A 24664-nucleotide genomic window follows, 5' to 3' on the forward strand; every position below is an offset into this window, starting at 1 on the left:
AAACGACCATGAGCGACGATCTCGCCTTCTCGCCCGACGCGGCGCCGCCCTGGCTCAGACCGGAGATCCCGGAGCACCTGCGCCCGCTCGCCGCGCCCCCCAGGCCGGCCCAGCCGCCGGACGTCCCCGACCAGCGCGACCCCGCCGCCCCTCCGCCGTCCGACCCCGCTGCACCGTCCCCCGCACCCGCCCCCTGGGCCTCGGGGCCGGCCCGGCCGCCGGGGCAGCCCGCGCCCGATCCCGTCACCCGACGGCTGCGGCGGACCGTGACCGACCTGCCGGCCTGGGACCCCCTGCCGCCCGGTGAACAACTCGTACGCCGACCCCAGAGGGACCTGTGAGCCGCGCCCGGTGGGGAGGCGACAGCGACTACCTGAGCTGGGCCCGCACCCTGGACGAATGGGCCGACGGCACCCGCCCCGACCTCGTCCAACTGCCCCCGCTGTCCCCCGACGACCTGCCCGCCGACACCTGGCAGCGTCTGCTCGCCCGCATCGCCTCCGCCGTCGACCGCCGCCTCCAGGGCGGACTGGACCTGATGGTGCGTGAGGTGAACGACGCGGCCGACGAGTTCTCGGTGGGCCGGGCCCTCACCCGTGGCCGCGACGTGCTGCGCTCCGTCCGCTCCGTCGTCACCCACCCGAGCCTGCCCGCCGACTTCCGCGCCCGCATGGCGACCCTCATGGACGAGCACACCCGCCGACTGCAGGAGGAACTCGAACGGGGTGTGCGGGCCCTGCTCGCGGACGGCGCCGACCCCCACGCCGTCGAGACCCGGCGCCGCACCCTGCGCGACAACCCCCTCACCGCCGTCCTGTCCGAACCCTCCGCCCCGCCCCCGGCCGGCTGGTACGAGCCGACCGGACGACGGCGCATCGTCACCCCCGACTGACGGCAACGGCACCCCGGAGACCCACCATGTCGAACTACTCCGACAGCAAGCGTGACCTGGACAACTACCTCACCGCCCGGGTGCCCGTCGTCGGACTGCGCACCATCGAACAGGCCCGCGCCCTGCGCATGCTCAAAGAGGTGGCGACCCAGCCGAGGCGCGCCAACCAGCAGTTCTGGATCCACACCAGAGCCACCGGACTGCGTGATCTGCGGTCGGGAGCGGCCGTCCTCGACGACCGCTCGCTGACCGGCGCCATGGACTTCGCCGCCGCCCAGTTCGCCGCCCGCCCCCACGCCACCCTCGTCCTGGTCGACCCAGGCGAGCTGGAGTCCGACACCCCCTTCACCCGTAACGTCGCCGAACTGGCGCGGATCGCCGACACCCACGCCGGATGCGTCGTCCTCATCACGGACAACCCGATCTGGAGCGGTCTGCAACGACTCGGTATGAGCCTGCAGTTGGACCTGCCGAACGCCGACGAGATGTACGCCACCATCAGCGGCTTCCTCACCGACCACCGGGGCGTGGTCTCCATCGCCTGGACCGAGCACGACGCCCGCCGGGCCGCCGAGTTCCTCCAGGGCGTCACCGAGGGCGAGGCGGTGAACCTCATGGCCACCCTCATCGCCAAGGGGTCCGTGGAGGCCGCCGACGTGCTGACCCTCGCCAGCTCCAAGGACCGCATCTTCAACAACCTCGCCGGACTCGAACGCCTCGCCCTCAAGGACGTCGACTACTCCGTCGGCGGCCTGACCAGCCTGCGCGGCTGGCTGGAGCGCAAACACCGGCTCATCCACACCGACCTGCGCGGCACCCAACTGCGCCCGCCGCGCGGTGTCCTGCTGGTCGGCGTCCCCGGCTGCGGGAAGTCCCTGTCGGCGAAGGCCATCGCCCAGCAGTGGCGGCTGCCGCTGTACCGACTGGACATGGCCAGCATCCACGGCCGCTACCTGGGCGAGTCCGAGGGACGGATGCGGGAGGCGCTGGACGCCGCCGACCGGGTCGCCCCCTGCATCCTGTGGATCGACGAGATCGAGAAGGGACTGGCCGGCAGCCACGACAGCTCCGGCGTGCAGCAGCGCATCATCGGACAGTTCCTGTTCTGGCTCCAGGAGTCGGACTCCCGGGTCTTCGTCGTCGCCACCGCCAACGACGTGCGCAGCCTGCCGCCCGAGCTGCTGCGCAAGGGACGCTTCGACGAACTGTTCTTCGTGGACCTGCCGGACGACCAGGACCGCAGGGAGATCATCGCCCTCTACTACCGGCGCTACGTCAAGGCCGAACCCCACCCGGACCAGCTCGACCGTCTCGTCGACCTCTCCGAGGGCTTCGCCGGCTCCGACATCGAATCGGCCCTGCACGACGTGGGCGCCGAGGTCCTGCTCGGCGGCGGGGTGGAGCGGCTCGACGCCTCGTTCGTCGAGGACACCTTCGCCAACACGGCTCCCCTCAGCCGCAGCAACCCCGAACAGATCGAGGAGATCCGCGCCTGGGGCCGGGAACGCGCGGTACCCGCCGGACGGCCCGGCCCGGCCACCACCACTCCCGGAGCGGGCACCGCGCGCAGGGTGGTCGTCCTCGGCGACACCTGAGATGGGGGACGCGTGGGTGGCCCTGGCGGTCGCCACGGTCGGCGTCGTCGGCACGCTGGGCGCCGCCCTGCTGACGCAGAGCCGGGCCGACCGCACCAAACGACTGGAACTCCAGGCGCTGGCCCGGCAGCAGGGCGAGGAGCGCGAGCACGCCGAGCGGGTGCGCCGGGCCGAGCTGGTCGCGGCCCGGGGGCGCGAACGGCACGAGCTGCGGCGTGCCTGCTGCGTCGCCCTCAACACCGCCGCCCGGCAGTACCAGACCGCCCAGGTCAACCTGTGGCACGCCCTGCGGGACGGCAGCGGGGTGGAGGACTGCGCACAGCGACTGGACGAGCGCCGCGCCGCCCACCGCGAGGCCTACGCCGAGGCCCAGTTGATCCTGCCGACCGCCGTGCTGGTCACCGCGGGCGCCGCGAGCAGGCAGCTCAACAGCGGGTATGGCACGCTCCGGAAGTTCCTAGCCGCCGTGCCCCTGGACGCCGGGACACTGGACGCGTTCGACCCGGAGGTCCGCGAGGCGTGGACACTCCTGGCGGACATGCGCCAGGAGATGCGCCGCGATCTGGGCGTCGACGACACCGATGGCTGACGCCCCCTACTGACCGTGGTGCGTGAACGACGCCCAGATCTCCAGCTCGTCCGGCGGCCCGGTCGTGGCGTCCGCCAACAGCGCCTCGCACGCGGCCAGTTCGGCAGGCAGCACCCGGTCGTGGTCCAGCATCCACAACTGGGCCGCCCGCAGCGCGTCCCGGGGTGGCGTGCCCTGTCTCATGTGGTGGTGGACGAGGAGCACCAGCAGCGTCGTCCGGGGGTCGTCAGCGATGGCCCAGCGGGAGCCGACGACCGCCGTGGCGCCCGCGCCCAGGAAGGCCGTCGCCAGGGTCAGGGCCTCGTCGTGGTCGCTCAGGGTCAGATCGCTCGTGCAGTTGGCGAGCAGCACCGTGCCACCGGGCATCCCGGGATCGCGGCCCGCGGCGCCGGTCAGCAGGTCCTGCACCGACACCGTGTGCGTGGCGTCCAGTTTGAGGACGGAGTCGTTGGAGGTCGTGCCGGTGTCCGCGTGACAGTTGACGTGCAGCAGCGCGGTCGGCGAGGGCCCCCGTCCCGGCAGGAACGGTTCGAGCGACCGCGGCTCCGGCGGCAGCGCCGCCCCGCCGGTGCCCGTGCCCCCGCCCATGCCGCCGATCACGGTGACCCGCGGATGGAGGGAGGCGACGAGCGCCGCTTCACGGTGCATGGTGGGCGAGCCGTCCGGGTCGACCACGACGGCCACATGGCCCTGGCCGAGGACGGCCGTGGGGCGGGCGGCGACCTCGATGAGCTGACGGGCGCTGGCACAGTACGAGATGACGGCCCGCTCGCACGCGTGGCCGGCCTTCGCCGCCTCCCGCCCGCCCGGGGTCGAGGTCGTGGACACCGGCCGGCGGGCCGCGTGCCAGGGGACGATGCCCAGCGGGCCCACGGGCGCGAGAACGAGCCGTGGAACACGGCCGGGCCACCAGGTCTCGGCGGCCGCCAGGAGCGGTTCCATCGCGACTTGCCCGGCCCATGAGCACAGCCGCCCCAGAGCCGACCGCCACCGACCCTCCAGCAGGAGCAGCGCCTTGCGACGGCGTTCGTGCATGACCAGCGGGTGGTGCGGGGCGGGCGGCTCCCGACGGCCCTCCTCCTGGAAGGCCTGCAGAGCGGTGTCGTACGCGCCGACGGGGCCGGTGGGCACCGAGGTCAGCCCGGGCAGCCGCAGCGAACGGACTGCTCCGGTCGCCGTGACGATCACCGCATGGCCGCAGGCCCCGTCCTCGCCGGGCACGAGATAGACCAGCGCGTCGGTCCCCATCCGGCGCAGCGTGCGCCCGAGCACTCCCGGACGGGGCGCGGACAGCAGCCGTTTCTCGGCGGCGCCGCCCGCCAGCGCCTCCAGGACGCGGCGCCGCAGATCGTCGGGCACCTCGCTCAGCCGGCCACCGTCGACGGCGGCCCGCACCCAGGCGTCGGCCAGCTCCGCGTGACCGGCTTCGCGCAGCAGGTCGGGGACGGTGACGTTCATCGTCGTCGCGTTCAGCACCAGCCCGCGCCCGAGTTCGAGCGCCTCGAACGCCGCCTCGGGCAGCCCGTCGGCGAGGCTCCAGCGGACCAGCCGCAGCATGTCCGGCGCGATGGCCCGCGCGGCTTCGAGCCCGTGGTCCGCGCCCGACTGCAGCAGCACGGCGCGGCCGTACGCGGTCAGCGCCGATCTGCCCGTCTCACGGGACTGCCGCCGGTGTTCGGCCTCCTGCGGGCCGAAGGCGCGATGGGCGAGGGCGATCGTCCGGATCAGCGCGATGGCGAAGGGGTCACCAGGGCTCGCGTTGAGCACCACCCACGCCTCGCGCAGGACGGCGACCGCCTCCTCCAACTCCTCGCGCAGCCCCGACTCCAGGTGCCGGGTGAGCAGCAGGGTGCCCAGCCCGTACAGACACCGCCCGCGCGACCCGTGGAACTCGTGCGGCCCCTCCGCCGCCGCACCCCTCAACAGGGCGATGCCCCGACCGAGGGCGTCGAGCCGGTCCGGCGCCGCCTGCCCCGCGACGGCCGTGCGCCGCGCGAGGGCCGCCGCCGCGCGCAGACGCAGCGCGGGGCGGTGCGGACTCCCGGCCGGACAGGCCGTCGCGGCCTCGACGAGCGCGCCCACGGCGGCCTCGACCGCCTCGGTGTCCCCCGTCTCGCGTGCCTCGCGCAGGGCGTGCGCCGCCAGTTCCGTACGTACGGCCGGCATCCGGGGATGGTCCGCGGGCAGTGTGCGCCCGGCTTCCTGCCAGGCGCGCACGGCGTCGGCGGCCAGCGTCGGGGAGGGCCGCCGACGGGACCGCGCGAGCAGCAGCCACGCCGTGCCCGCGGCGGCCAACAGCTCACTCCTGAAGGGGGCGTGGCCGCCCGTCGGCTCCGAGGCGCGGAAGACGTGCGGCGGCACGCGCGGATCCCCGGCCTCGGCCAGCACGGTGTGCAGCGGCGGACGGACGAGGTCCTCGGGTGTGCGTTCGAGCAGCACGTCGTACTCGTGCACGGCGGCGTCGAGATCGGCGTGGTCGCCCAGCAGGACATGCCGGTCGAGGAGGAGATGGGCCAGGAATTCGGCACACCGGTCGGCCAGCGCCGGGGAGGCCGGTGGCGCCCCGTGCTCGTTGCCGTTGCCCGAGGTCGTGGCTTGCGCTGCCGTCGTCGCGTCCCCCGCCGTGTCCGGGGTGGAGAGGGCCCGCCGGACGAGGGCGATCGCGCTCGTCAGGTCCTGGCCGTCGCGCTCGCGGAGCCAGCGGCGGTAGTGCAGCAGGGCCCGTGCGGCGGCCACGGCCGCGCTCGCCGGGGCCCCGTCGCCGCCGAGGATCTCTGCGACCCGGCCGGACGGCAGGGCGAACGGGTCGGGCGTGCCGTCCCCGAGCAGTACGGTCGCGGCCGGGTCGATCGTGGGCGGGGTGAGCGCGCCCTCGTCCTCCGGCGGCTCCGCCGGGCCGGAGGCGCCGGGTGCGGGGCTCTGCGGCCGGTTCCCCGGCGCCGCGTCCGTCCGTTGCCGGCGTGCGGCGGCCGGGAACAGCGTGCCCAGCAGCGTCCGGACGTCGGCCACCGCCCCTTGCCGCAGCGCCTCGTCGACCATCACGCGCGTCGCGGATCCCGGCGGCAGCAGGGCTCGGGCCTGACGGAGCGTCGCCGTGGTGGTGGCCCGGTCCGTGAGCGTGGCTTCTCCCGAACGGTCCAGGACGAGCCCCAGGGTGCCCGCCACGGCCAGCATCATGGCCTTGAGGCCCCAGGCCTCCGGTTCGAGCAGCGGTGCGGCCCGCCGCAACCGGTCCGACCAGACGCGGCAGTCCGCCGCCGACGGCATGCCGTCCGGTGAGCGCAGGAAGCCCACCATGACGGAGAGGAAGACGAAGTACGGCTCCTGCTCCGTGGCGGCCGGGTCCAGCAGCCCGGCGAGCAGGTGCAGATCGTCCTCGACGGTGGGAAACCCGGTGACGTCCGGCACCGGCCGGTCCCCGGACTCCTGAGGCACGGTGAACGGGTCCGTGTACCAGACGCGGTAGAGCATCGCGGTGCGGAACGAGGCGTGCAGGTTGTCGTCGCGGAACTCGCTGTCGGCCGGGGCGCGTTCCAGGACGACGCGCAGGATCCGCAGGGCGTCGCGGAGGGACTCGTGCCGGACCTTCGGCAGCGCGCAGGCGAAGTCCAGCAGCAGGGCGACGCCCAGCACACACTGGGCGCCCAGGTGGAGTTCGTCCTCGTGGTGGTAGAGGCCGGTCGCCGTGCGCAGCAGGCCGATGGCCTCGCGGAGGTCCGCCACCATGCGGGGCGCGGCCCGGGCGGGCGACAGGGCCGGGTCCGCGGTGCCGGTCGTGAGCGCGTTGTTGGACAGGTCGTACGCGTACGGCATACCGCGGTCGATCGCCCGCTGGTTCAGGGTGATCGCGGTCTTGAGGACGAGTTCGGCCCGGTCGGTGTCGTCCGGCGCGACGAGGGAGGCGAGTTCACGTGCGCGGGCCGCGAGCCGGTCCACGCCGTCGTCGTCCAGCAGTCCGTTCGACAGCTCGACCCAGAGCAGGTCGACGATCCCGGCCAGACACGCCACCCTCGCCTCGCCTGTCCCGGGGAGGCGGGTCAGTGCCTCCTCCCACAGGGCTCCGGCCTCGGCGCGGTCATGGGCCGGTGCCGGGTCGTCGGGGTGCTGGGCCGCGCGATTGCGTTCGGACCGTTCCGCGAGGGCCAGCCCCAGGTTCGTCGCGATCCGGTGGGAGGCCTCCTCGGGCAGCGCGGGATGGGCGAGGGCGGTCCGGTACCAGTCCACGGCGATCGCCTGGGCCCGCTGACCGGTGTCGTACTGCGTCAGCGCGTCGCACGCGTCCGCGCCCAGCTCGGCCGCGTCGCCGCCTCCGGGGCCGGTGTCGCTCAGCAGCGGCCGCAGCAAGTCGAGCACGCCCCCGAACTCGACGGCGGGATCCGGGGGCCGAGGGCTCGAAGGGGCCGACTGTTCGTAGCGGTCACCCAGTTCGAGCAAGGACAGCATCGCGAGATCGAAGGCCACGGCGGGGCGCAGGTCCGCGTCGAGGTCGTCGGAGTCGTGTGCCGACCGCAGGAGTCCGACGGCGGCGCGGCGGTCCGCGAGCCGTTCCGGACTGTCGTGGTCGGGGCAGCGGCAGCGGTCCGAGAGCACCAGACCCAGCACCGCCCGGCACAAGGTGGCGTCCGGCAGGTGCCGCACGTCCGGGCCACTGAGGATCGGGCCGAGCAGGTCGACGACCCGGTCCGCGTCGGCCGACCGCCGGGTGCCGGGCTCGTTCGTACGCCAGCGTTCCGCGAGGTCGAGGGCGAGTTCACGGCGGACGAGCACCAGGTCGGCGCGGTCGGGCGGGGTGCCGGGCCCGGGGGAGGAGTACGCCTCGGTGGCCAGGGAATGTACGAGGTCCAGGCGCGCGATCGTGTCGTCCAGGTCGGCGGGTGCCTGGCCGTACGCGTAGCGGAGCCTGGCCGCGTCGGCGGACATCCCGAGCAGCAGCCGGAGTTCGGCCGGGCCGGTGGAGGAGTCGGTCAGCTCCGTCAGGTTCCGCTCCACCTCGTCGAGGAGGTCCACGACGTGCTCCCGGCCTTCCCTCTCCAAAGCGTCCTCGGCCGCTTCGAGGAGCTGTACGACGAGGTCGATCCGAGCGAAACGATCCGACATCCCGGATTCCCCGGAGTGATCATCGATTCCCTGATTCCCGGTGTACACGAAATCCCCCTGCCCGCTTCGGGGAATGCTCCCCGTACCGGCTCTCGAATTGCCAATCGGATCGTAGCTCACTAGCGTACGGCCGCATCCGGATTCCGGATTCCAGGAGGGGAACGAATGGACGAGTACGAGCAGCAACTAATCGCCGCGCTCGTGTCGGAACCGCAGTCGATCCGGGAAAAACTCGCCCCGGAGGACCGGGAACAACTCGACGTCCTGCTGGACCTCGTCGCCGAGGGCGGGAGCGAGGAACGGCTGCGCGGGATCGCCCGCGCCGTCGCCGCCCATCTGCGCACGGCCCTGCCGGGCGACGAGGGGCGGGCGGTGAGCCGGCGCTACACCTCCTCGTCGCTCGTCCAGCGGCCGCCGCACGAGGTGCTCCTGGACCGCTTCGCACTGGGCGGGCCGGCCCTGCCGGGTGGGACGGGCCTGCCCGGCGGGGGCGCAGAGGGGGTCCGGGGGTCCCGTGGCGCACCGCCGGGCGCGGTGCGGTGGGCCTCGGCGCGCGAGCGCCTGCTGGCCGAGCCCGCCCTGACGGAAACGGACCTGACGGAACTCTTCGGCGTCGCGGCCGACCAGCCCGGACTGATCAGGCTCCGCGCGTCCGCGGGGCCCGAGCAACTGCCCGCGTTCCAGTTCGACGGCGAGGGCCGCCCCCGGCCGCTGGTGCTCGCCATCAACGCGATGCTCGGCGCGGCGGCCGACCCGTGGGGGGTGGCCGACTGGTGGCTGGGGCCCAATCCGTGGCTGGACGCCGTGCCGGCGACCCTGCTCGGCACGGGGCTGGACGATCAACTGCTCGCCGCCGCGAGCGTGGTGGGGGAGGACGACTGACATGGCTCGTGGAGCGAAACTGCCCGAGAAGGGCACCGCGAACGCCAGGAGGGTGGTCCGCCGGGCGGGCGAGGTCTTCTACCGGGTGCACTCGCGGCGCCGCAGGGCGCACCACTTCAACCCGGAGCCGCAGGACCACCACTTCGGCGGCGGTCGCTTCGACAGCACGCCGAACGATTCCTACGCCTACCTGTACGCGGCCCCCAAACCCGAGACCGCGATCATCGAGAGGTTCGTCCGCACCCTGCGCTTCGACGGCCTGGGCAACTCCCGCGTCCTGCCGCGGAAGGAACTGGACGGCAGACTGCTGTCCCAGGTGCGGCTCACCCGGGACGTCGAACTGGTCTCCCTGTGCAGCATCGTCCACCTCAACGCCGTGCAGCAGAGCGACTGGTGGCTGGTGGAGTCCGACCCCACGGAGTACGCGTTCACCCGGCGCTGGGGGCACTGGCTGCGCGGCGAGGCGGACTGGGCGGACGGCTTCGTCTGGCGGTCGCGGCTGGACGGACCCAACGAGTCCCTGGTCCTCTTCGGGTCCGCCGCCGAGAACGACCTGCTGACGGAGACCGACGAGCCGCCGAGGATCCTCGACGACACGGACGGTCTGCGCTGGCTGGCCGAGACCCTGGAGGACTACCGCGTCGAGATCGGGACCGTCGACCCCGCGCCGGGCATCGGCTCCTGACACCGCCCGCCCCCACCCCGCCCCCGCCCGTTCCTCCCGGGCGCTTTCCGGGCGGGAACCGGTAGCTTTCCGGATTTCCCCGGGGGATCGCTAAAAGGGGTTCCGGCGTCCCTGGCGCCCGTGCATACTTCTGATCGGAAGGCCGCAGTGAGAACACGGGGGAAAACGGGGGACAGTCGGGGGAATGCGGCAGGAACAGAGCACGGTATTCGAGATTCCCGGGCGAGAGAATTCGAATACCGTGCTCCCTCGCGTGTCGGTGGAATGCACGTCGGATTCAGGGCCGCCTGTCGCTCAGCACGTCGAACACCGCACGGGCGCTGACCGGATTGCGTGTCACCAGATGCACCGACCAGTCGGGATCGGCCCCCAGCACCTGCTCCAGCGTTCCGACGACCGTCTCGGCGCTGGTCCGCGCGTCGAGACCGCCCCGGCCCGCCCCGAGCAGCGGCAGGGCGATGGACCGCAGCGGGACACGTCCCGCACGGCGCTCCGCCGCCGCCAGCTGGAACACGCGCCGGACGGCCGCCGCGACGGCGTCGGGCGCGGTCTCGTACCCGTCGCCCGTCGCCGAGGGCGTGGCGACCGCCGCGTGGAGGATCCGCCGCACCCCCTGCGCCGCGAGGGCTCCCGGTGAGGTGACGGCCACCGTGCCCGCCGCCACGGGCAGCCCGGGCACCCCGAACTTGCGCATCCAGGCCGCGAGTTGGCGTGCTATTACGTCGTCCGTGATACGGCCGACGGAGTCCTTGGTGGCACCGGCCCGTCGCAGACTGCCGGAGACCGTGCGACGGAACGTCTTGGACATCTCGAAGTAGATGTTCTCCGAGGAGACCAGGACGTCCACGCCGGTGACGAGTTCGATGGGCGCCACATGCACGGTGAGCAGGACGTCCCCGTGGGAGAAGGCGGTCCGCACCACGTGGCGTCCCGCCCGGACGGGAAGGACGGCATCCGCCGGCGGTGCCGCGCCGACCGCCCCCTCGGAGGGACCCTCCCGGGTGCTAGGCACGGGCGTGGCGTCGTGGCCCTCCCCGTTCAGGATGGCTCGCGCGACCTGTTGGAGCATCAGCTTCTCCTGATGCTTGCGGAACCGCTCCGCCCCGACCCGGTAGACATGGGCCGCCCGCTCCCGGCGTTCCTTGCCCGACAGGTCGCGGGTGCCGGAGGCGAACCCGAACGAGTGGAGGGCCGCGTCGCGCAGCAGCGCCCCGTCGAGGCCCAGGACCACGGTGTGCAACAGTCGCTCGACGGCCTCCGGTTCCACCCGGACGCCCGGTGCGGATGTCTCCCCGGTCTCCGCACCGGGTGTCCGGCCCGCGACGCAGGCGTGCAGTGTCTCCAACTCCGCCTCGTGCAGCCGCAGCAGCCCCAGCGCGCGGACCCGGCCCAGTTCGTCCATCAGCTTGTGCAACACGGTCGGGACACCGGGGGCGCCCCGCTCCAACTCATCGGTCACCGCTCAAGGATGAGCAGGGCGTCCACGCCGGGCAAGCGGTTTGGGACGATCGGGAGAAAACGGTCCCTGCCGAGCGAGTTCACGGGTCGAGCGGTTCAGGACGCACCGTCGTCACACGCAGCCCCGTCTCCCGCTGTGCAAACCCTGTTCGGTCCCGGATCAGTGGCGTGGTGACCGGCGGACCGTCAGGACGGCCACGTCGTCGTGCCGGCCGCCGCCGCCCGCGTACGCGCGGGCGTCCTCGTACAGGGCCCGGGGCAGCTCGGTGGGGGAGAGGTCGAGATGCTCGGCGAGGCGTTCCTCGACCGGGTAGAACGTGCCGTCGGCGGCCCGGGTCTCGGTGAGGCCGTCGGTGCTCAGCAGCAGCGTCGCGCCCTCCGGGAACGCGAACCAGCCCACGATCGTGGGTTCCAGGGCCAGTTCGGCGAGGCCGAGCGGGACCCCGGAGTCCAGCGCGGCCGTGGTGACCGTGCCCTCGTGCAGCACATGCGGCGGGACGTGCCCGCAGTTGACGGCCTGCACCTCGTCGCCGTGCGCGTCGATGCCGATCACGAGGGCGGTGACGAAGCGCTCGTCGTCACCGGTGTGCTCGGCGTAGGAGTTGTGCCGCACGACCGCCGCGTCCAGGGCGTCGACGAGGGCGGTGAGCGTGGGCTCGCGATGGGCGGCCTCGCGGAAGGTGCCGATGACGGCGAACGCGGCGCCCACGGCGGCCAGTCCCTTGCCCTGGACGTCCCCGATCAGCACCCGGGTCCCCCAGGGCGAGTCGACGACGTCGTAGATGTCCCCACCGACCAGCCGGTCCTCCTGGAGGGGCTCGTAGACGCCGTTGACCAGCACGTCGCCGGTGAGCAGCGGGAGAGGGTGCAGGATGTGCCGCTGCATGGCCGCCGCCGTGGAGCGCAGCCGGAACATCTCGTTCTCGCGCCGGATGCGCCGGTGGCAGGCGTACACCGACGCCACGCCCAGGGCGAGGGTGAGCAGCACGAGGAGGAGCCGGTCGAGCCACCGGTCGGCGTCGACGTTGCGCACCACCGCCGTGGTGGTGACCACGAGCGTGGTCCACGCGGCGACGAACGCCGTCTGGCGGACCGTGCACAGCGCGGACGCCGTGCCCGGCAGGAACACCAGCAGACCGAGCAGCCACACCTCGGACCCGGACAGCACCCCGAGCGCCTCCACCACGGCGGTGACCGCCAGCACGCCGAGGATCAGTTCGGCGTTGTGCGGCGGTTCGATGGCCTCGAAGGCGTCGACGGCCTCGACGGGTCTCTTCCGGCGGATACCGGCCATGCCAACTCCCGGGCAGATCGTGATCTCCCCGTACGTTAAGCCGGGTCCTCCCACGGGCGGGAACCGCCCCGCCGGAGCGGCCGGAGCCGCGGGTCGACATGGACCTTCGGCCCGGCTCCGGCCCCGGCCGGGCGCTCACCGGCGAGCACCGGGCCGACCTCGTCGAGGGCCACCGTGGCGGCGACGAGCGGCCGGGGGTCGATCACGCCGGTGGCGTACGCGCGGATGGCGGCGTCGAGTCCGGGGGAGGCGGACAGGACACCGACGGCCGTGACGTCCTTGAGGACGAGCGCGCGGGTGTCGATCCGGCTGGGCACGGCGGCCAGCCCGATGTAGACCACGCGGCCGCCCGGCTCCACCAACTCCACCGCGCGGTGCGGCAGTCGGGCCGCGTTCGTGGCGTCGACGACGGCGTCGAAGGGGAGGTCCGGGAGGGAGTCCTCGGTCCAGGTGTGCTCGAATCCCAGGCCGCGCGCGAAGGCGAGGGAGGGGGCGTTCTCGCCCATGAGGTGGACCTCCGCACCCGTGGCCCGGAGGAACAGCGCGACCAGCAGACCGATCGTCCCGGGGCCCAGGACCAGGGCCCGGTCCCCCGGCCGGGTCGCGGCCGCCTCCGCCGCGCGCAGCGCGTTGCCGCCCGGCTCCACCAGCGCGCCGAGCACCGCGTCCACCGAGTCCGGCAGGCCGTGCAGGGAGGTGGCCGGTACGGCGAGCCGCTCCGCCAGCGCACCGGCCAGACCCCCGCGGATGCCGACCTCCAGGCGCCGCTCACAGACGTGCTGGTCGCCGCGGAGGCAGCGGCGGCAGCCGCCGCAGCCCAGCATCGTGTCACCCATGACGCGCCGGCCGACCCAGGCCGGGTCGACGCCCTCCCCGGCCGCCGAGACCCGCCCGGCCCACTCGTGGCCGATGCGCATCGGATAGGCCGCGTGCCCCTGGTGGAGGTAGGCCATCGTGCCGGTGAAGAACTCCATGTCGGTGCCGCACACCCCGACCCGCTCCACGTCGACGACGACCTCCCCGGGCCCGGCCACCGGCACCGGGAGCTCCTGGACCTCGTACGAACCGGGGGCGGTGAGGACGAACGCGCGCATGAGGTCCACGGGTCTTTCTCCAGGGCTGGTCGGATGCCGGGCGGCCGGGGCCGGGCGCGGGCGGGGTCTTCAGCGGGGGCGGGGGCGTGCGCGAGCTTCAGCGGCGTGCCGGGCGGAGCCTCACAGGTGCGTGCCTCATCGGTGCGGCTCGCCCAGGGGCCCGAGCAGCGCGCGGATCTCGTCGAGCGCGCCGACCAGGGCCGCCAGGGGGGTCCGGAAGGTGAGCGCGCTGACGCTCACGGCCCCGGACGGGACGGTCGGCGAGGTCAGGAACACCGGCAGCGCCACGCAGTTGACCCCGGTCTCGGTCTCCTGGTCGTCGACGCCGTGGCCCCGGGCACGGGTGGCCGCCAGCTCCCGGTGCAGCGCGGCGGCCGTGCACAGCGTCCGGGGCGTACGACGCTCCAGGGGCGAGCCGCCGATCCACGCGTCCACCTCCGGCGGGGTGCCCAGCCGCCCGGCGAGCAGCAGCTTCCCGACGGCGGTGGTGTGGGCCGGGTTGCGTCCGCCGATCGTCGACGTCAGCCGGACGGCGCCGTCGGGCGGGTCGGCCTTGGCCCGGTACACGACCTCCCGGCCGTCGAGCACCGCGTAGTGCGCGGTCTCGCCGAAACGGTGAGCCAGGGCTTCCAGCACCGGGCGGACGCGGACGTGCTCCGGCCGCGCCTCGTGGTGCGCGAAGGCCATGCGCAGGAACTCGTCGCCGAGCCCGTACCGCCCCCGCGCGTCCTGGTCGGCGAGCCCGGCCCGGCGCAGCGCGACCAGCGCCCGGTGCACCGTCGGCTTGGGGCTGCCGACCACCCGGGTCAGCTCCTCCAGACCCACCCCGCCCGGATATCCGGCCAGCTCCTTCAGGACCGCCAACACCCGGTCCGCCCCCACGAGTCGGCCGCCCCCGGCACCCGTCGGGCCACCCTCCGCGGGGTCTGTCGCGCTCCCGTACGCCTGCGTATGCTTCATCGCGTTCCAGACTGTAGACCGCCGTACCGATAGTCGGAAGGGACTCCGGGTGACGCTCCGCAGCGCGCAGTGGTACGGGGGACAGGACCGCAACGCCTATATCCACCGGGCGTGGATGCGACGGGGCGTGCCGGGCGACGCCTTCACCGGACGGCCGCAGATCGCCATCGCCAACACCGCCTCGGACCTCACCCCCTGCAACGCGCATCTGGACGAGGTCGCAGCCTCGGTGCGCAACGGCGTGTACGAGGCGGGCGGCATCCCGCTGGACCTGCCGGTGGTGTCGCTCGGCGAGACGAACGTGCGGCCCACCGCGATGCTGTGGCGGAACATGGCCGCGATGGCCACGGAGGAGATGCTGCGGGCCAACCCGGTCGACGGTGTGGTGCTCCTCGGCGGCTGCGACAAGACCATCCCCTCCCTGCTGATGGCCGCCGCCTCGGTGGACCTCCCCGCGGTCGTGGTCCCCGGCGGACCGATGCTCAACGGCACCTTCCGCGGCGCTCTGCTGGGCTGCGGCACCGGCGTGTGGCAACTCTCGGAGGAGGTCCGGGCGGGCACGCTCTCCCAGGAGCAGTTCCTGCGCTCCGAGTCGGCGATGATCCGCAGCCGGGGCCACTGCAACACGATGGGCACCGCGTCGACGATGGCGCTGGTCGCCGAGGCGCTGGGCACGGTGGTGCCCGGTCTGGCCGGGACCCCCGCTGCCGACAGCCGGCTGCTGGAGGCCGCGCACCACACCGGCCGGCTGGCCGTGGACATGGTGGGCGCCGACCGGCGGCCGGGCACCTTCCTGACCGAGGCGTCCTTCCACAACGCGATCGTCGCGCTGGCGGCGATCGGCGGTTCCACCAACGCGGTCGTCCACCTCCTGGCGATCGCGGGCCGATCGGGCGTCGACCTGACGCTGGACGACTTCGACCGCATCGGTTCCCGGGTGCCGGTCCTGGTCGACCTCCAGCCCGCCGGCCGCTTCCTGATGGAGGACCTGCACCGGGCCGGAGGGCTGCTCGCCGTCCTGCGGGAGGTCCGCGATCTGCTCGACCCCGACGCGCTGACCGTCACCGGCCGGCCGCTGGTCGACTTCCTCGACGACGCCCCCATCTGGGACGCCGAGGTCATCCGCACCCGCGCCGAACCGCTGGTCGCCGAGGGCGGCATCGCCGTCCTGCGCGGGAATCTCGCCCCCGACGGCGCGCTGATCAAACCCGCCGCCGCCTCGCCGCACCTGCTGCGGCACCGGGGCCGGGCCGTCGTCTTCGACTCCATCGAGGACTTCCGCGCCCGTATCGACGACCCGGACCTCGACGTCGACGCCGACTCCGTCCTCGTCCTGCGCGGCTGCGGACCCAAGGGCTACCCGGGCATGCCCGAGGTCGCCAACATGCCGCTGCCGAAGAAGCTCCTCGAACAGGGCGTCCGCGACATGGTCCGCGTCTGCGACGGCCGGATGAGCGGCACCGCGTACGGCACGGTCGTCCTCCACGTGGCGCCGGAGGCCGCGGCCGGCGGCCCGCTCGCCCTCGTCCGGACCGGTGACGTCGTCACCCTGGACGTGGCGGCCCGCCGCATCGACGTCGACGTACCCGCGGACGAGCTGGCCGCGCGCACGCCCGACCGGGCCACACGCGACGGGTTCGCCGCACCGCGCCGCGGCTGGGAACGCCTCTACGTCGACCACGTCCTCCAGGCCGACACCGGCGCCGACCTCGACTTCCTCCTCGGCTCCAGCGGCTCCGAGGTGAGCCGCGAGTCCCACTGACGCCGGAACCGCGCTCCGCCGAGCCCCGGTGCGCCCTTCGAGGCCGTGCGACGGGCGGACACGGGGGAACGCTGGGATGCTGAAGGAGGAACGCTGCCCGAGTTCCGACGACTGGTGGTGGTGAACGCCATGGTGAGGTCCGGGGAGAGGGGGCAGGGGTCGGCATCCCGCGCCGATCCCCAGGGCGATCCGTTCCTGCCGACCCGCTTCGCGGTACCGGCCCGGCCCGCCACGTTCCTGCGGCGCGAACGTCTGGACGACCACCTCGACCAGGCCCTGAGCACACCACTGACCGTGGTCAACGGGGCCGCCGGCGCCGGCAAGACCCTGCTGGTCGCCGACTGGGCGGCCCGGCGGGACCGGCCGGTCGCCTGGCTCACCACCGAGGCCGGCGACCAGGGCCCCGGCATGTTCTGGGCGTACGTCCTCCAGGCGCTCCGCGCGGCCGGCGTGCCCCTGCCGGTCGACATCGGCTGCCCGGCCGACGCCGGCCGCGTGGACCGCACCCTGCTGACCCGGCTCGCCGCCGAACTGGGCGCCCTGGAGCGGCCCGTCATCGTGGTGCTCGACGAGTACGACCGGGTGACCGACCCGGAGATCGCGGACCAGCTGGAGTTCGTCCTGCACCACGCGGCGTCCGGCCTCCGCCTGATCCTCGTCACCCGGACTGAACCCCTGCTGCCGCTGCACCGCCACCGGACGGCCGGCGACATCACGGAGATCAGGAACGCCGAACTCGCCTTCACGCCCGAGGAGGCGGCCGTCCTGCTGGACCTGCACGGCCTGCGGCTCCCGGTACCCGTCGCGGAGGCGCTCGTGGAGCGCACCCGGGGGTGGGCGGCCGGTCTGCGGCTGTGCGCGCTGGCCGCGAGCGAGAACCCGGACCCGGAGACCTATCTGAAACGGTTCGAGGCCGAACGCACGGCGGTCGCCGACTTCCTGCTCGCCGAAGTGCTCCAACGGCAGCCCCCCGAGACCCAGGACCTCCTCCTGCGGGTCAGCGTCCTGGACCGGTTCCGCCCCGAGCTGGCCGACGCGCTCACCGAACGCTCCGACGCCGAAGGCATCCTCGCCGGGCTGCACCGAGGCAACGCGTTCGTCGAGGACCTGGGGCACGCCTGGTACCGCCTGCACCCCCTCTTCGGGGAGATCCTCCGCGCCCATCTGCGGATGCGCCGCCCCGGCCTGGAACCCGTGCTCCACCGCCGGGCCGCCCGGTGGCTGCTCCGCTCGGACATGCTCGTGGAGGCGCTCGGGCACGGCGCCGCTGCGGGCGACTGGGAGTTCACCGCCGGAGCCCTCGTCGACGACCTCGCCATCGGCCAGCTCTTCACCGGCCTGCGCTCCGACGACCTCACCGACCTGTTCTCCCACATGGACCCCGAGGCCACGAGCCCCGCCGCGGACCTCGTACGGGCGGCCCGTGAGCTCTCCCGGTGCGAGCTCGACCGGGGCCTGACCCATCTGCGGCACGCGGAACGGAGCCTCGCGGGGGAGGAGGACCGGGCGCGGGCCCAGGACGAACCGGGACCGGCGGCGGCCCGTCTGAGCTGTCTGCTGCTGGAGACGCTGGCCGCCCGGCTGACCGGCTCACCGGACAGGGCGGAACAGGCCGCCGGGACCGCCGAGATGCTGCGCGACCAGGTCCCCGCCCACCTCCTGGACAGGCACCCCGAACTCACCGCCCTGCTCCTCGCCCATCTGGGCTCCGCACGGCTGTGGGCCGGGCGGTTCGAGGAGGCACGCGCCGCCCTGTCGCTGGTCGCCGAGGGCTCCGACGGCGTGTCGACCGCGCTCCCGCGCGAGGACTCCCTCGGCCGACTGGCCCTCATCGACTATCTGAACGGCTGGCTCGGCAGGGCGGAACGCAGGGCCATGGCGGCACTGACCGTCTCCGAGCGGTACAGCCTGCCGCAGCCGTCCGGGTTCGGCGTCGCACGGCTCGTCCTCGCGGCCGTGGCCGTCGACCGGAGCGAACTGCGGCTGGCCCGCGCCCATCTCGACGCGGCGGCCGCCACCCCGCCCGCGATGCGGGACCCGGTGACCGAGGCCGGCCGGGCCCTCGCCACCGCCCGTCTGCTGCTGGCCCGCGGCGACACCCGGGCCGCCCTGGCGGCGGCCGAGGCGGCCGTGGCCGCCGATGTCGCCTCCCCCTGGGCGGAGGGCAACACGGCTCTGGTCGCCTCCGCCGCGCACCTCGCCCGAGGCCGGCCCGAGGCGGCCGCCGAACTGCTGCGCTCCGTGCCCGGCCACCAGCCGGTGTGCGCGGTGGGCGAGGCCCGTGCCCGCCTGGCCGCGGGCACGCCCCTCGCGGCGATCGAACTGCTGGACGGGCTGCGCCCAGAGAACCCCACCGGCCCGGCGGTGACCGTACGGGCCCTGCTGGTCCGTGCCGAGGCCGCGCACGCCCTGGGCGACCAGGCCGCCGTGCGCCGACTCGTCGCCCAGGCGCTCCAGGAGGCCCGGCGCGAGCGGCTGCGCCGGCCCTTCGCCGAGGCCGGCGGCTGGCTCCGGCCGCTGCTCGGCACCGCCCCACTGCGGAGTCTCGCGGCCGGCTGGCTCACCCCCGAGCCATCGGGACGGTCCACGCGCACCGGGCCGTCCGCACCGGAGGAACTGCCGCCGGTCGTGGAGGAGCTGAGCGGCCGCGAACGCGATGTGCTGCGGCGCCTGGACCGGATGATGTCCACCGAGGAGATCGCCGCCGACCTGTGCCTCTCGGTCAACACCGTCAAGACGCACCTCAAGAGCGTCTTCCGCAAGCTCGCGGTCAACCGCCGCAACGACGCCGTACGTCGTGCCCGCGAGCTGCGGCTCCTCTGACGACCGCGCTCGTCCCGCGTCCCGGCACCCCCTGTGCGGCCGTGAGCCTGCTGCTATCGTCATAGTCAACGATGCACCTAGGTTCATCGTTGACTATGACGAGGGGCCGTCGCTGTGCCGACGGCGTCGACGAGAGGCGGTCGGTCCGTGCCGAGCGGTGCGTATCTGCGCTATGTCGCCCTGGGCGACAGTCAGACCGAGGGGCTCGGGGACGGTGACGACGACCGTGGTCCACGGGGCTGGGCGGACCGGCTCGCCGAGCGGCTCGACCGGCACCACCCCGGCCTCAGGTACGCCAACCTCGCGGTCCGCGGACGCAAGGCCGGCGAGGTGCGCGCCGAGCAGCTCGCCCCGGCGCTCGCGATGCGACCCGACCTCGCCACCGTGGTCGCCGGGGTCAACGACGTGCTGCGCCCGCGCGTCGACCTCGACGAGGTGGCGGGCCATCTGGAGGCGATGTTCGCCGCCCTCACCGCCCAGGGCGCCACCGTCGCGACCCTCACCTTCCCCGACGTGGGGCGCATCTCCCCGCTGGCCCGCCCGCTCGCCCGCCGGGTGCTCGCCCTCAACGACCGCGTCCGGGAGGCCGCCGGCCGTCACGGCGTGGTGGTCGCGGAGACGGCGGTGCACCCCGCGGCGGCCGACCCACGGCTGTGGAGCGCCGACCGGCTGCACGCGGGCCCGCTCGGGCATGAGCGCATCGCGGCCGCCATGGCCCAGGCGCTCGACCTGCCGGGCAGCGACGACACCTGGACCCTGCCCCTGCCGGACGAGGGGGCTCCCGTCGCCGCCTGGCGGGCGGTGGGAGCCGAGGCGCGCTGGATCGCCACCTTCCTCGGCCCCTGGCTTGGTCGCCGTCTGCGCGGCCGATCCTCGGGCGACGGCCGTCAGGCCAAGAGACCCACCCTCACACCCCTGACCACACCCACTGACCAGGCGTCAGCCCAGGACCTTCGCCAAGGCCTGGCCGACCGGACCTAGGTGCGCGGGCGCGGCGCGGTCGCGCGCTGGTCGAGTCTGCGCAGGGCCATGTCCCCCCATTGCAGGTTCTCCCGCTCCAGGGACATGCCGCGCAGCAGCGTGAGGTACGGGCCGACGCGTTCGGCCTCGGTGAAGTAGGCCTCCTCCGAGCGCCCGTCGAGGAGGCGTTGGCGCAGCCTCTCGTAGTGGGCGAGCTTGGTGGTGGCCCACTCCATGCGCTGGGTGATGGCGGCCCGTACCGCCTCGCTGTCGCCGACGTCCACGCACTGCACCTTGACCATCAGCTCGTCCCGGATCACCCCCGGCTTTCCGGGCGGCTCGGCGGTGTAGGCGCGCACGGCCTCGCGCCCGGCCCGCGTCAGCGAGAACAGGCGCTTGTTGGGGCGGCGTTCCTGTTCGACGACGCGGGCCGTGACCAGCCCTTCGGCCTCCATGCGTTCCAGCTCCCGGTAGAGCTGCTGGGGGGTCGACATCCAGAAGTTGGCGACCGTCGCGTCGAACGCCTTCGCGAGGTCGTATCCGGACGCCTCGCCCTCCAGCAGCGCGGCCATCACCGCGTTCCGCAAAGCCATGAGCACACGCTAACAGCGCTGTGATCAGTGCGGTGATTCGTGCGGTCGTCAGCGTTGTGATCAGTCAAGGAGGTGATCGTCTCCCGCCCTTTCGCCTGTGGACAAGGGTGCCGCACCCCTCTAGTCTCCACATCACATACTCAACTCATTGAGTATAACTCCGTGTGAGAGGTGGGTTCATGCACGCCTTCCGTAAGGCCGTGGAGAGCGGGGACATGGAGGCCGTCGCCGCCCTGCTGGCCGACGACGTCGTCTTCACCAGCCCGGTCGCGTTCAAGCCGTACCCGGGCAAGGCGATCACCGCCGCGATCCTGCGGGGTGTGTTCCGGGTCTTCGAGGACCTCACGTACGTCCGCGAGATCGCCAACCCCGACGGGCGCGACCACGCCTTCGTCTTCACCGCGACCGTCGCCGGCAAGCGGCTCCAGGGCTGCGACTTCCTGCACTTCGACGACGACGGGAAGATCGACGAGTTCACGGTGATGGTCCGCCCGCTCTCCGCCGCCCAGGCCCTGTCCGAGGCGATGGGCGCCCAGTTCGAGCAGATCGCCCGCGAGGCGGCCGAAGGCTGACCACGAGTCCCTCGCCGGCGCCGGCCGCCCGCGGACCAGGGCACCCCGAGGGCGCTGCTCCGGCCCGGGTTGTCAGTGCCCGTTCGTACGATCTCGGCATGTCCGATGCCTTCACGGTCCTGTGGACCCATGACACGTGCCGTGCCCTGCGCACGGCGGGGCGCGAGGGTGAGCGCCCGCCCGTCGCCTTCAGCGGTGTCCATTCCTCGCTCCCCGCATGGTCGGGCGCCCGCCCCGACGACGAGGTGTACGCGCTGCACGTGAACCGGGGCGAGGTGCTGGTGGTGAGCCGGATGCGCGTGGTCGACAGAGAGCGGCGCGAGTGCTGCGGCGCCGCTCCGGCGACCTGGAGCGACCCGGGGTTCCCCGGACACCACGCGTGGTCGGCGCTCGGCGCGGGCGGCTGCGGGGCCGAGGCCGTGCACGTGGACGCCACACCGGTGCGCTTCGACATGCCGATACCCGGCGACCTCCTCGGACGTCTGACCTGGCGCAATCGCCGAGGACAGACCCGGGGCCTGAAGTACGTGGCGGACGGACGGCTGCAGCGCGCGGTCAGCCTTCAGGGGTTCTACCGGCTCACGCCCGAGTCGGCCGGCGACATCGCGGCGGTGCTCGACGACACCGCCGCCCGCTCCGGTCCGCCGGTCAGCCCTGCGCCGGGTCCGGCGGGGCCTCCGCTCGCGTGAACCCGTGGCTCCGCTCCACCTTCGCCACGTGGAGCGAGTAGCTCTGGTACCACTCGGCACGCCCGCGCTTCTGCGCCGCGCGGTGCTCGAGGTCGGTACGCCACCGTGTCAGTGCGTCGGCGTCACGGAAGTAGCTGACGGTGATGCCCAGCCCGCCGGGGGTCTGCGCGTGGTCCATCCCGAGGTATCCGGGGATGGACTTCACCAGCTCCTCCATGCGCGCGTTCGTCTCGGGGTAGCCGTCCTGATCCTCGGTCCGCACGGTGGTGAACACAGCCACGTAGTAAGGGGGTTCGTAGGCCTCGACGGGTGCGACAGCTGCTTCTGAGTGATCGCTCATGGCGCTACCGTACGGCGGGCGGCCGGACACGCGTGCCCGGTCGCTCTCGACTCCTACGCCGACTCCCGCCGCACCGGCTCATTCCTCCTCATCGACCCGACCGACGGCACGACGTTCGCCGCCGGCCTGGCGGACGTGCGCTGACCCGCCCCTCGGCCCCAGAAATCCAGGTGCCGGACCCGGGCACACGTCCCTAACCTCGTCCCCATGCGTCACGATCCCGCCCTGCTGAACGTCATCGATGTGGAAGCCACCTGCTGGGACGGGCAACCGCCGCCCGGCTCCGTGCACGAGATCATCGAGATCGGTCTGACCGTCGTGGACGTGTCGGCACGGAGCCGTGTGTCGCGGCACCGGATCCTGGTCCGCCCCGCCCGGTCGGCCGTCGGTGACTTCTGCACGGAACTGACCGGTCTGACGCAGACCGAGGTGGACAGGGGCGTCTCCTTCGCCGAGGCGTGCCGGATCCTCGTCGAGGAGCACCAGGCTGCCGAGCGCCCCTGGGCGAGCTGGGGCGAGTACGACCGGCTGCAGTTCGCCCGGCAGAGCCAGGCCGACGGGGTGGCCTACCCGTTCGGCTGTCCGACGGAGCGCACGCACACCAATGCCAAGGCCGTGTTCGCCGCGGCGTACGGGCTGCGCAAGAAGCCCGGCATGAGCCACGCCCTGCGGATCGCCGGGCTGCCCCTCGAAGGACGCCACCACCGCGGCGAGGACGACGCGTGGAACATCGCGGCACTCGTCCTCGACCTGGTGGACCGCGGGGCATGGCCGACCCCGGCGGCCACGGTGGTGTAGCCGGCTTCGCCTCCCCCCAAGTGGCGGGGGTGGCCCGGCGGTCGCCAAGGTCGTGATCCGGGCCCTGGTCCTGCTGGCCGTGGGCACAGGACTCACCATTGCTCTCCGTGGTCCCGGTAGCCGTCGGGCAGCCGCGCCGGTGTGAGCAGCCCCAGTGATTCGGCTCCCCCGTGGCGGGTGAGGCGCCGCTACGGCTTCTGGGCTGGGATGGGGCAGCGGCCCATCGGTCGTGGGCGTTGTCCGGGTGTCGCCCAGTGGCGTCGCGGCCGACCCGAGAGGACAGCGGGGAACTGTGCCGGATCCACGCCCCGCAGGGCAACGACCGACTCCGCCGCCCACCGGCGCCGTTCTCATGGTTGAGCAGTATCGCCAGGCCACATACGTACCGAACCGGCGTCACATACGCGCGCGTGGCCAGTGAGGCCTCGAATCCCGCCTTGAGCAGGCCGGCGACCCAGCGCTCCCGCAGTTCCATCGCGTTGGGGCCGACGGGAATCTGCTCGGCCGGCAGCCGGGCGGCGCTCGGCCAGGGCCCTCATCGACAGCGCCTCCGCTCCCTCCTCGTCGACGATCCGCAGCGCCAGGGCGACGATCCGGTCCGGCGGGACCGGCGGACGACCGGCAGCGCGGCGCGCCCACTGATCCATCTCCTCGCTCAAGACCCCCCTGGCCGTAACACGCGGGGACTTCCTCTTGACACGACCGTCATATCGGTAACAGTGTAGCCATTATGAGTACCTGGTCTGAGCCCCAGCCCGATTCCCGGTTCGTCGAGGTGGACGGCCTGCGGATCCACTACAAGCGTGCTGGGCACGGCCCGGCACTCGTGCTGCTGCACGGCAGTGCCTCGTCCCTGCAGCACTTCGACCGCGCGTCGGAGCTGCTGTCGGATTCGTTCGATGTCATCCGTCCCGACCTGCCGGCGTTCGGACTGACAGGGCCGCGCAAGGACCGCGACTACCGCGTCCCGGCGTACGCCGCGACGGTGGCGGGCTTCATGGAGGCGCTGGGCGTGCCGCGCTACGCGGCGGGCGGCAATTCCCTGGGCGGCAACATCGCCTGGAACGTCGCGCTGGATCATCCGGAGCGGCTGACCGGCCTGGTACTGGTCAATGCCACCGGTTACCCGGAGAAGACGGTGCCCGCGGGGATGCGCCTGACCCGCAACCCGCTGGTGCGGCCCCTGCTGAGGCGGGTGATGCCGCGCGGGGCGATCGAGCGCAACCTGCGCGAGGCCGTCGGGCCGCATTCGCAGATCGTGGACGACGCCATGGTGGACCGCGCCCATCAGCTCATGAGCCGCCCCGGCAACCGCTCGGCCTTCGTCGACTTCTGCAACACCGACCAGCCGGACCGCAGCGCGCAGATCCCCCGCATCACGGTGCCCACGTTGGTGCTGCGCAGCGCGAGCATCGACGGCCAGCACTTCGCCCGCGACATCCCCGACGCCCAGGAGCACGTCCACCCCCACGGCGGACATCTGCTGCCGGAGGAGGAACCGCAGTGGGTCGCGGACGCGATCGCGAAGTTCCTCGGCTCCTGTGCCGACACCCCCACGCACTGAGGGCAAGGAGGCCCGTT

21 protein-coding genes are annotated in these 24664 nt (G+C 73.4%); 14 read left to right on the plus strand and 7 right to left on the minus strand.

Features of this window, described 5'->3' with window-relative positions; all coding sequences use genetic code 11:
- Positions 1-8 precede the first annotated feature (8 nt).
- The 4 genes from ACZ9QC_RS38105 to ACZ9QC_RS38120 are packed head-to-tail and all read left to right on the plus strand — an operon-like array spanning position 9 to position 3076.
- A complete protein-coding gene (locus tag ACZ9QC_RS38105; RefSeq protein ID WP_472917260.1) occupies positions 9-341 on the plus strand; it encodes a hypothetical protein in 333 nt (110 codons plus the stop codon).
- A complete protein-coding gene (locus ACZ9QC_RS38110) occupies positions 338-892 on the plus strand; it encodes a hypothetical protein (RefSeq protein ID WP_472917261.1) in 555 nt (184 codons plus the stop codon). Before ACZ9QC_RS38105 ends, ACZ9QC_RS38110 begins: the two co-directional genes overlap by 4 nt.
- Positions 893-918: 26 nt before the next feature.
- Positions 919-2487 (plus strand): AAA family ATPase, encoded by a 1569-nt coding sequence (locus ACZ9QC_RS38115; protein ID WP_472917262.1) that lies wholly within the window; start codon positions 919-921, stop codon positions 2485-2487.
- Position 2488: 1 nt separating this feature from the next.
- Complete coding sequence (locus ACZ9QC_RS38120; protein ID WP_472917263.1) at positions 2489-3076, plus strand: hypothetical protein; 588 nt, start codon at positions 2489-2491, stop codon at positions 3074-3076.
- A 6-nt stretch (positions 3077-3082) separates the two neighbouring features.
- Here the strand turns inward: ACZ9QC_RS38120 and ACZ9QC_RS38125 are convergent, their stop codons facing one another.
- Positions 3083-8173 (minus strand): CHAT domain-containing protein, encoded by a 5091-nt coding sequence (locus ACZ9QC_RS38125; RefSeq protein WP_472917264.1) that lies wholly within the window; start codon positions 8171-8173, stop codon positions 3083-3085.
- 165 nt (positions 8174-8338) lie between these two features.
- Here ACZ9QC_RS38125 and ACZ9QC_RS38130 point away from each other — a divergent pair, with 165 nt between their 5' ends.
- Together ACZ9QC_RS38130 and ACZ9QC_RS38135 are read left to right on the plus strand one after the other, a co-directional pair.
- A complete protein-coding gene (locus tag ACZ9QC_RS38130) occupies positions 8339-9055 on the plus strand; it encodes a DUF3168 domain-containing protein (RefSeq protein WP_472917265.1) in 717 nt (238 codons plus the stop codon).
- 1 nt (position 9056) lies between these two features.
- Complete coding sequence (locus tag ACZ9QC_RS38135) at positions 9057-9740, plus strand: RES family NAD+ phosphorylase (protein ID WP_472917266.1); 684 nt, start codon at positions 9057-9059, stop codon at positions 9738-9740.
- Positions 9741-10017: 277 nt separating this feature from the next.
- Here ACZ9QC_RS38135 and ACZ9QC_RS38140 read toward each other — a convergent pair whose 3' ends face one another.
- The 4 genes from ACZ9QC_RS38140 to ACZ9QC_RS38155 form a co-directional block, all read right to left on the minus strand.
- Positions 10018-11199, minus strand: coding sequence for a macro domain-containing protein (locus tag ACZ9QC_RS38140; protein ID WP_472917267.1), 1182 nt, complete (start codon positions 11197-11199; stop codon positions 10018-10020).
- A gap of 159 nt (positions 11200-11358) precedes the next feature.
- Complete coding sequence (locus tag ACZ9QC_RS38145) at positions 11359-12492, minus strand: PP2C family protein-serine/threonine phosphatase (RefSeq protein WP_472917268.1); 1134 nt, start codon at positions 12490-12492, stop codon at positions 11359-11361.
- A gap of 35 nt (positions 12493-12527) precedes the next feature.
- Complete coding sequence (locus ACZ9QC_RS38150) at positions 12528-13586, minus strand: zinc-dependent alcohol dehydrogenase (RefSeq protein WP_472921922.1); 1059 nt, start codon at positions 13584-13586, stop codon at positions 12528-12530.
- Between the two features lie 135 nt (positions 13587-13721).
- A complete protein-coding gene (locus ACZ9QC_RS38155) occupies positions 13722-14546 on the minus strand; it encodes an IclR family transcriptional regulator (protein WP_472917269.1) in 825 nt (274 codons plus the stop codon).
- A gap of 49 nt (positions 14547-14595) precedes the next feature.
- Here ACZ9QC_RS38155 and ACZ9QC_RS38160 point away from each other — a divergent pair, with 49 nt between their 5' ends.
- From ACZ9QC_RS38160 to ACZ9QC_RS38170, 3 genes are all read left to right on the plus strand, one after another.
- Positions 14596-16308 (plus strand): IlvD/Edd family dehydratase, encoded by a 1713-nt coding sequence (locus ACZ9QC_RS38160; RefSeq protein WP_472917270.1) that lies wholly within the window; start codon positions 14596-14598, stop codon positions 16306-16308.
- 129 nt (positions 16309-16437) lie between these two features.
- On the plus strand, positions 16438-19131 hold the full coding sequence (locus tag ACZ9QC_RS38165; RefSeq protein WP_472917271.1) for a winged helix-turn-helix domain-containing protein: 2694 nt from the start codon (positions 16438-16440) through the stop codon (positions 19129-19131).
- A 147-nt stretch (positions 19132-19278) separates the two neighbouring features.
- Entirely contained in the window at positions 19279-20112 is an 834-nt protein-coding gene (locus ACZ9QC_RS38170; protein ID WP_472917272.1) for an SGNH/GDSL hydrolase family protein, read from the plus strand.
- Here ACZ9QC_RS38170 and ACZ9QC_RS38175 read toward each other — a convergent pair.
- Positions 20109-20684, minus strand: coding sequence for a PadR family transcriptional regulator (locus ACZ9QC_RS38175; protein ID WP_472917273.1), 576 nt, complete (start codon positions 20682-20684; stop codon positions 20109-20111). The two genes, ACZ9QC_RS38170 and ACZ9QC_RS38175, sit on opposite strands and share 4 nt — an antisense overlap.
- A 179-nt stretch (positions 20685-20863) precedes the next feature.
- Here ACZ9QC_RS38175 and ACZ9QC_RS38180 point away from each other — a divergent pair, with 179 nt between their 5' ends.
- Both ACZ9QC_RS38180 and ACZ9QC_RS38185 read left to right on the plus strand, forming a co-directional pair.
- Positions 20864-21256, plus strand: coding sequence for a nuclear transport factor 2 family protein (locus tag ACZ9QC_RS38180; RefSeq protein WP_472917274.1), 393 nt, complete (start codon positions 20864-20866; stop codon positions 21254-21256).
- Between the two features lie 98 nt (positions 21257-21354).
- The gene (locus ACZ9QC_RS38185) at positions 21355-21945 is read left to right on the plus strand and encodes a hypothetical protein (protein ID WP_472917275.1); all 591 of its coding nucleotides are present in this window, start codon (positions 21355-21357) and stop codon (positions 21943-21945) included.
- Here the strand turns inward: ACZ9QC_RS38185 and ACZ9QC_RS38190 are convergent.
- Complete coding sequence (locus ACZ9QC_RS38190) at positions 21905-22285, minus strand: antibiotic biosynthesis monooxygenase family protein (protein WP_472917276.1); 381 nt, start codon at positions 22283-22285, stop codon at positions 21905-21907. The two genes, ACZ9QC_RS38185 and ACZ9QC_RS38190, sit on opposite strands and share 41 nt — an antisense overlap.
- Between ACZ9QC_RS38190 and ACZ9QC_RS38195 the strand changes: the two genes are divergently transcribed.
- The 3 genes from ACZ9QC_RS38195 to ACZ9QC_RS38205 all read left to right on the plus strand — a co-directional run bounded on the left by ACZ9QC_RS38195 (position 22274) and on the right by ACZ9QC_RS38205 (position 24647).
- Positions 22274-22429 (plus strand): hypothetical protein, encoded by a 156-nt coding sequence (locus ACZ9QC_RS38195; RefSeq protein ID WP_472921997.1) that lies wholly within the window; start codon positions 22274-22276, stop codon positions 22427-22429. The genes ACZ9QC_RS38190 and ACZ9QC_RS38195 overlap by 12 nt on opposite strands.
- Positions 22430-22492: 63 nt before the next feature.
- On the plus strand, positions 22493-23083 hold the full coding sequence (locus ACZ9QC_RS38200) for a 3'-5' exonuclease (RefSeq protein ID WP_472917277.1): 591 nt from the start codon (positions 22493-22495) through the stop codon (positions 23081-23083).
- Positions 23084-23813: 730 nt separating this feature from the next.
- On the plus strand, positions 23814-24647 hold the full coding sequence (locus ACZ9QC_RS38205) for an alpha/beta fold hydrolase (RefSeq protein WP_472917278.1): 834 nt from the start codon (positions 23814-23816) through the stop codon (positions 24645-24647).
- Positions 24648-24664 lie beyond the last annotated feature (17 nt).

The organism is Streptomyces sp. HUAS MS02 (genome assembly GCF_055702265.1).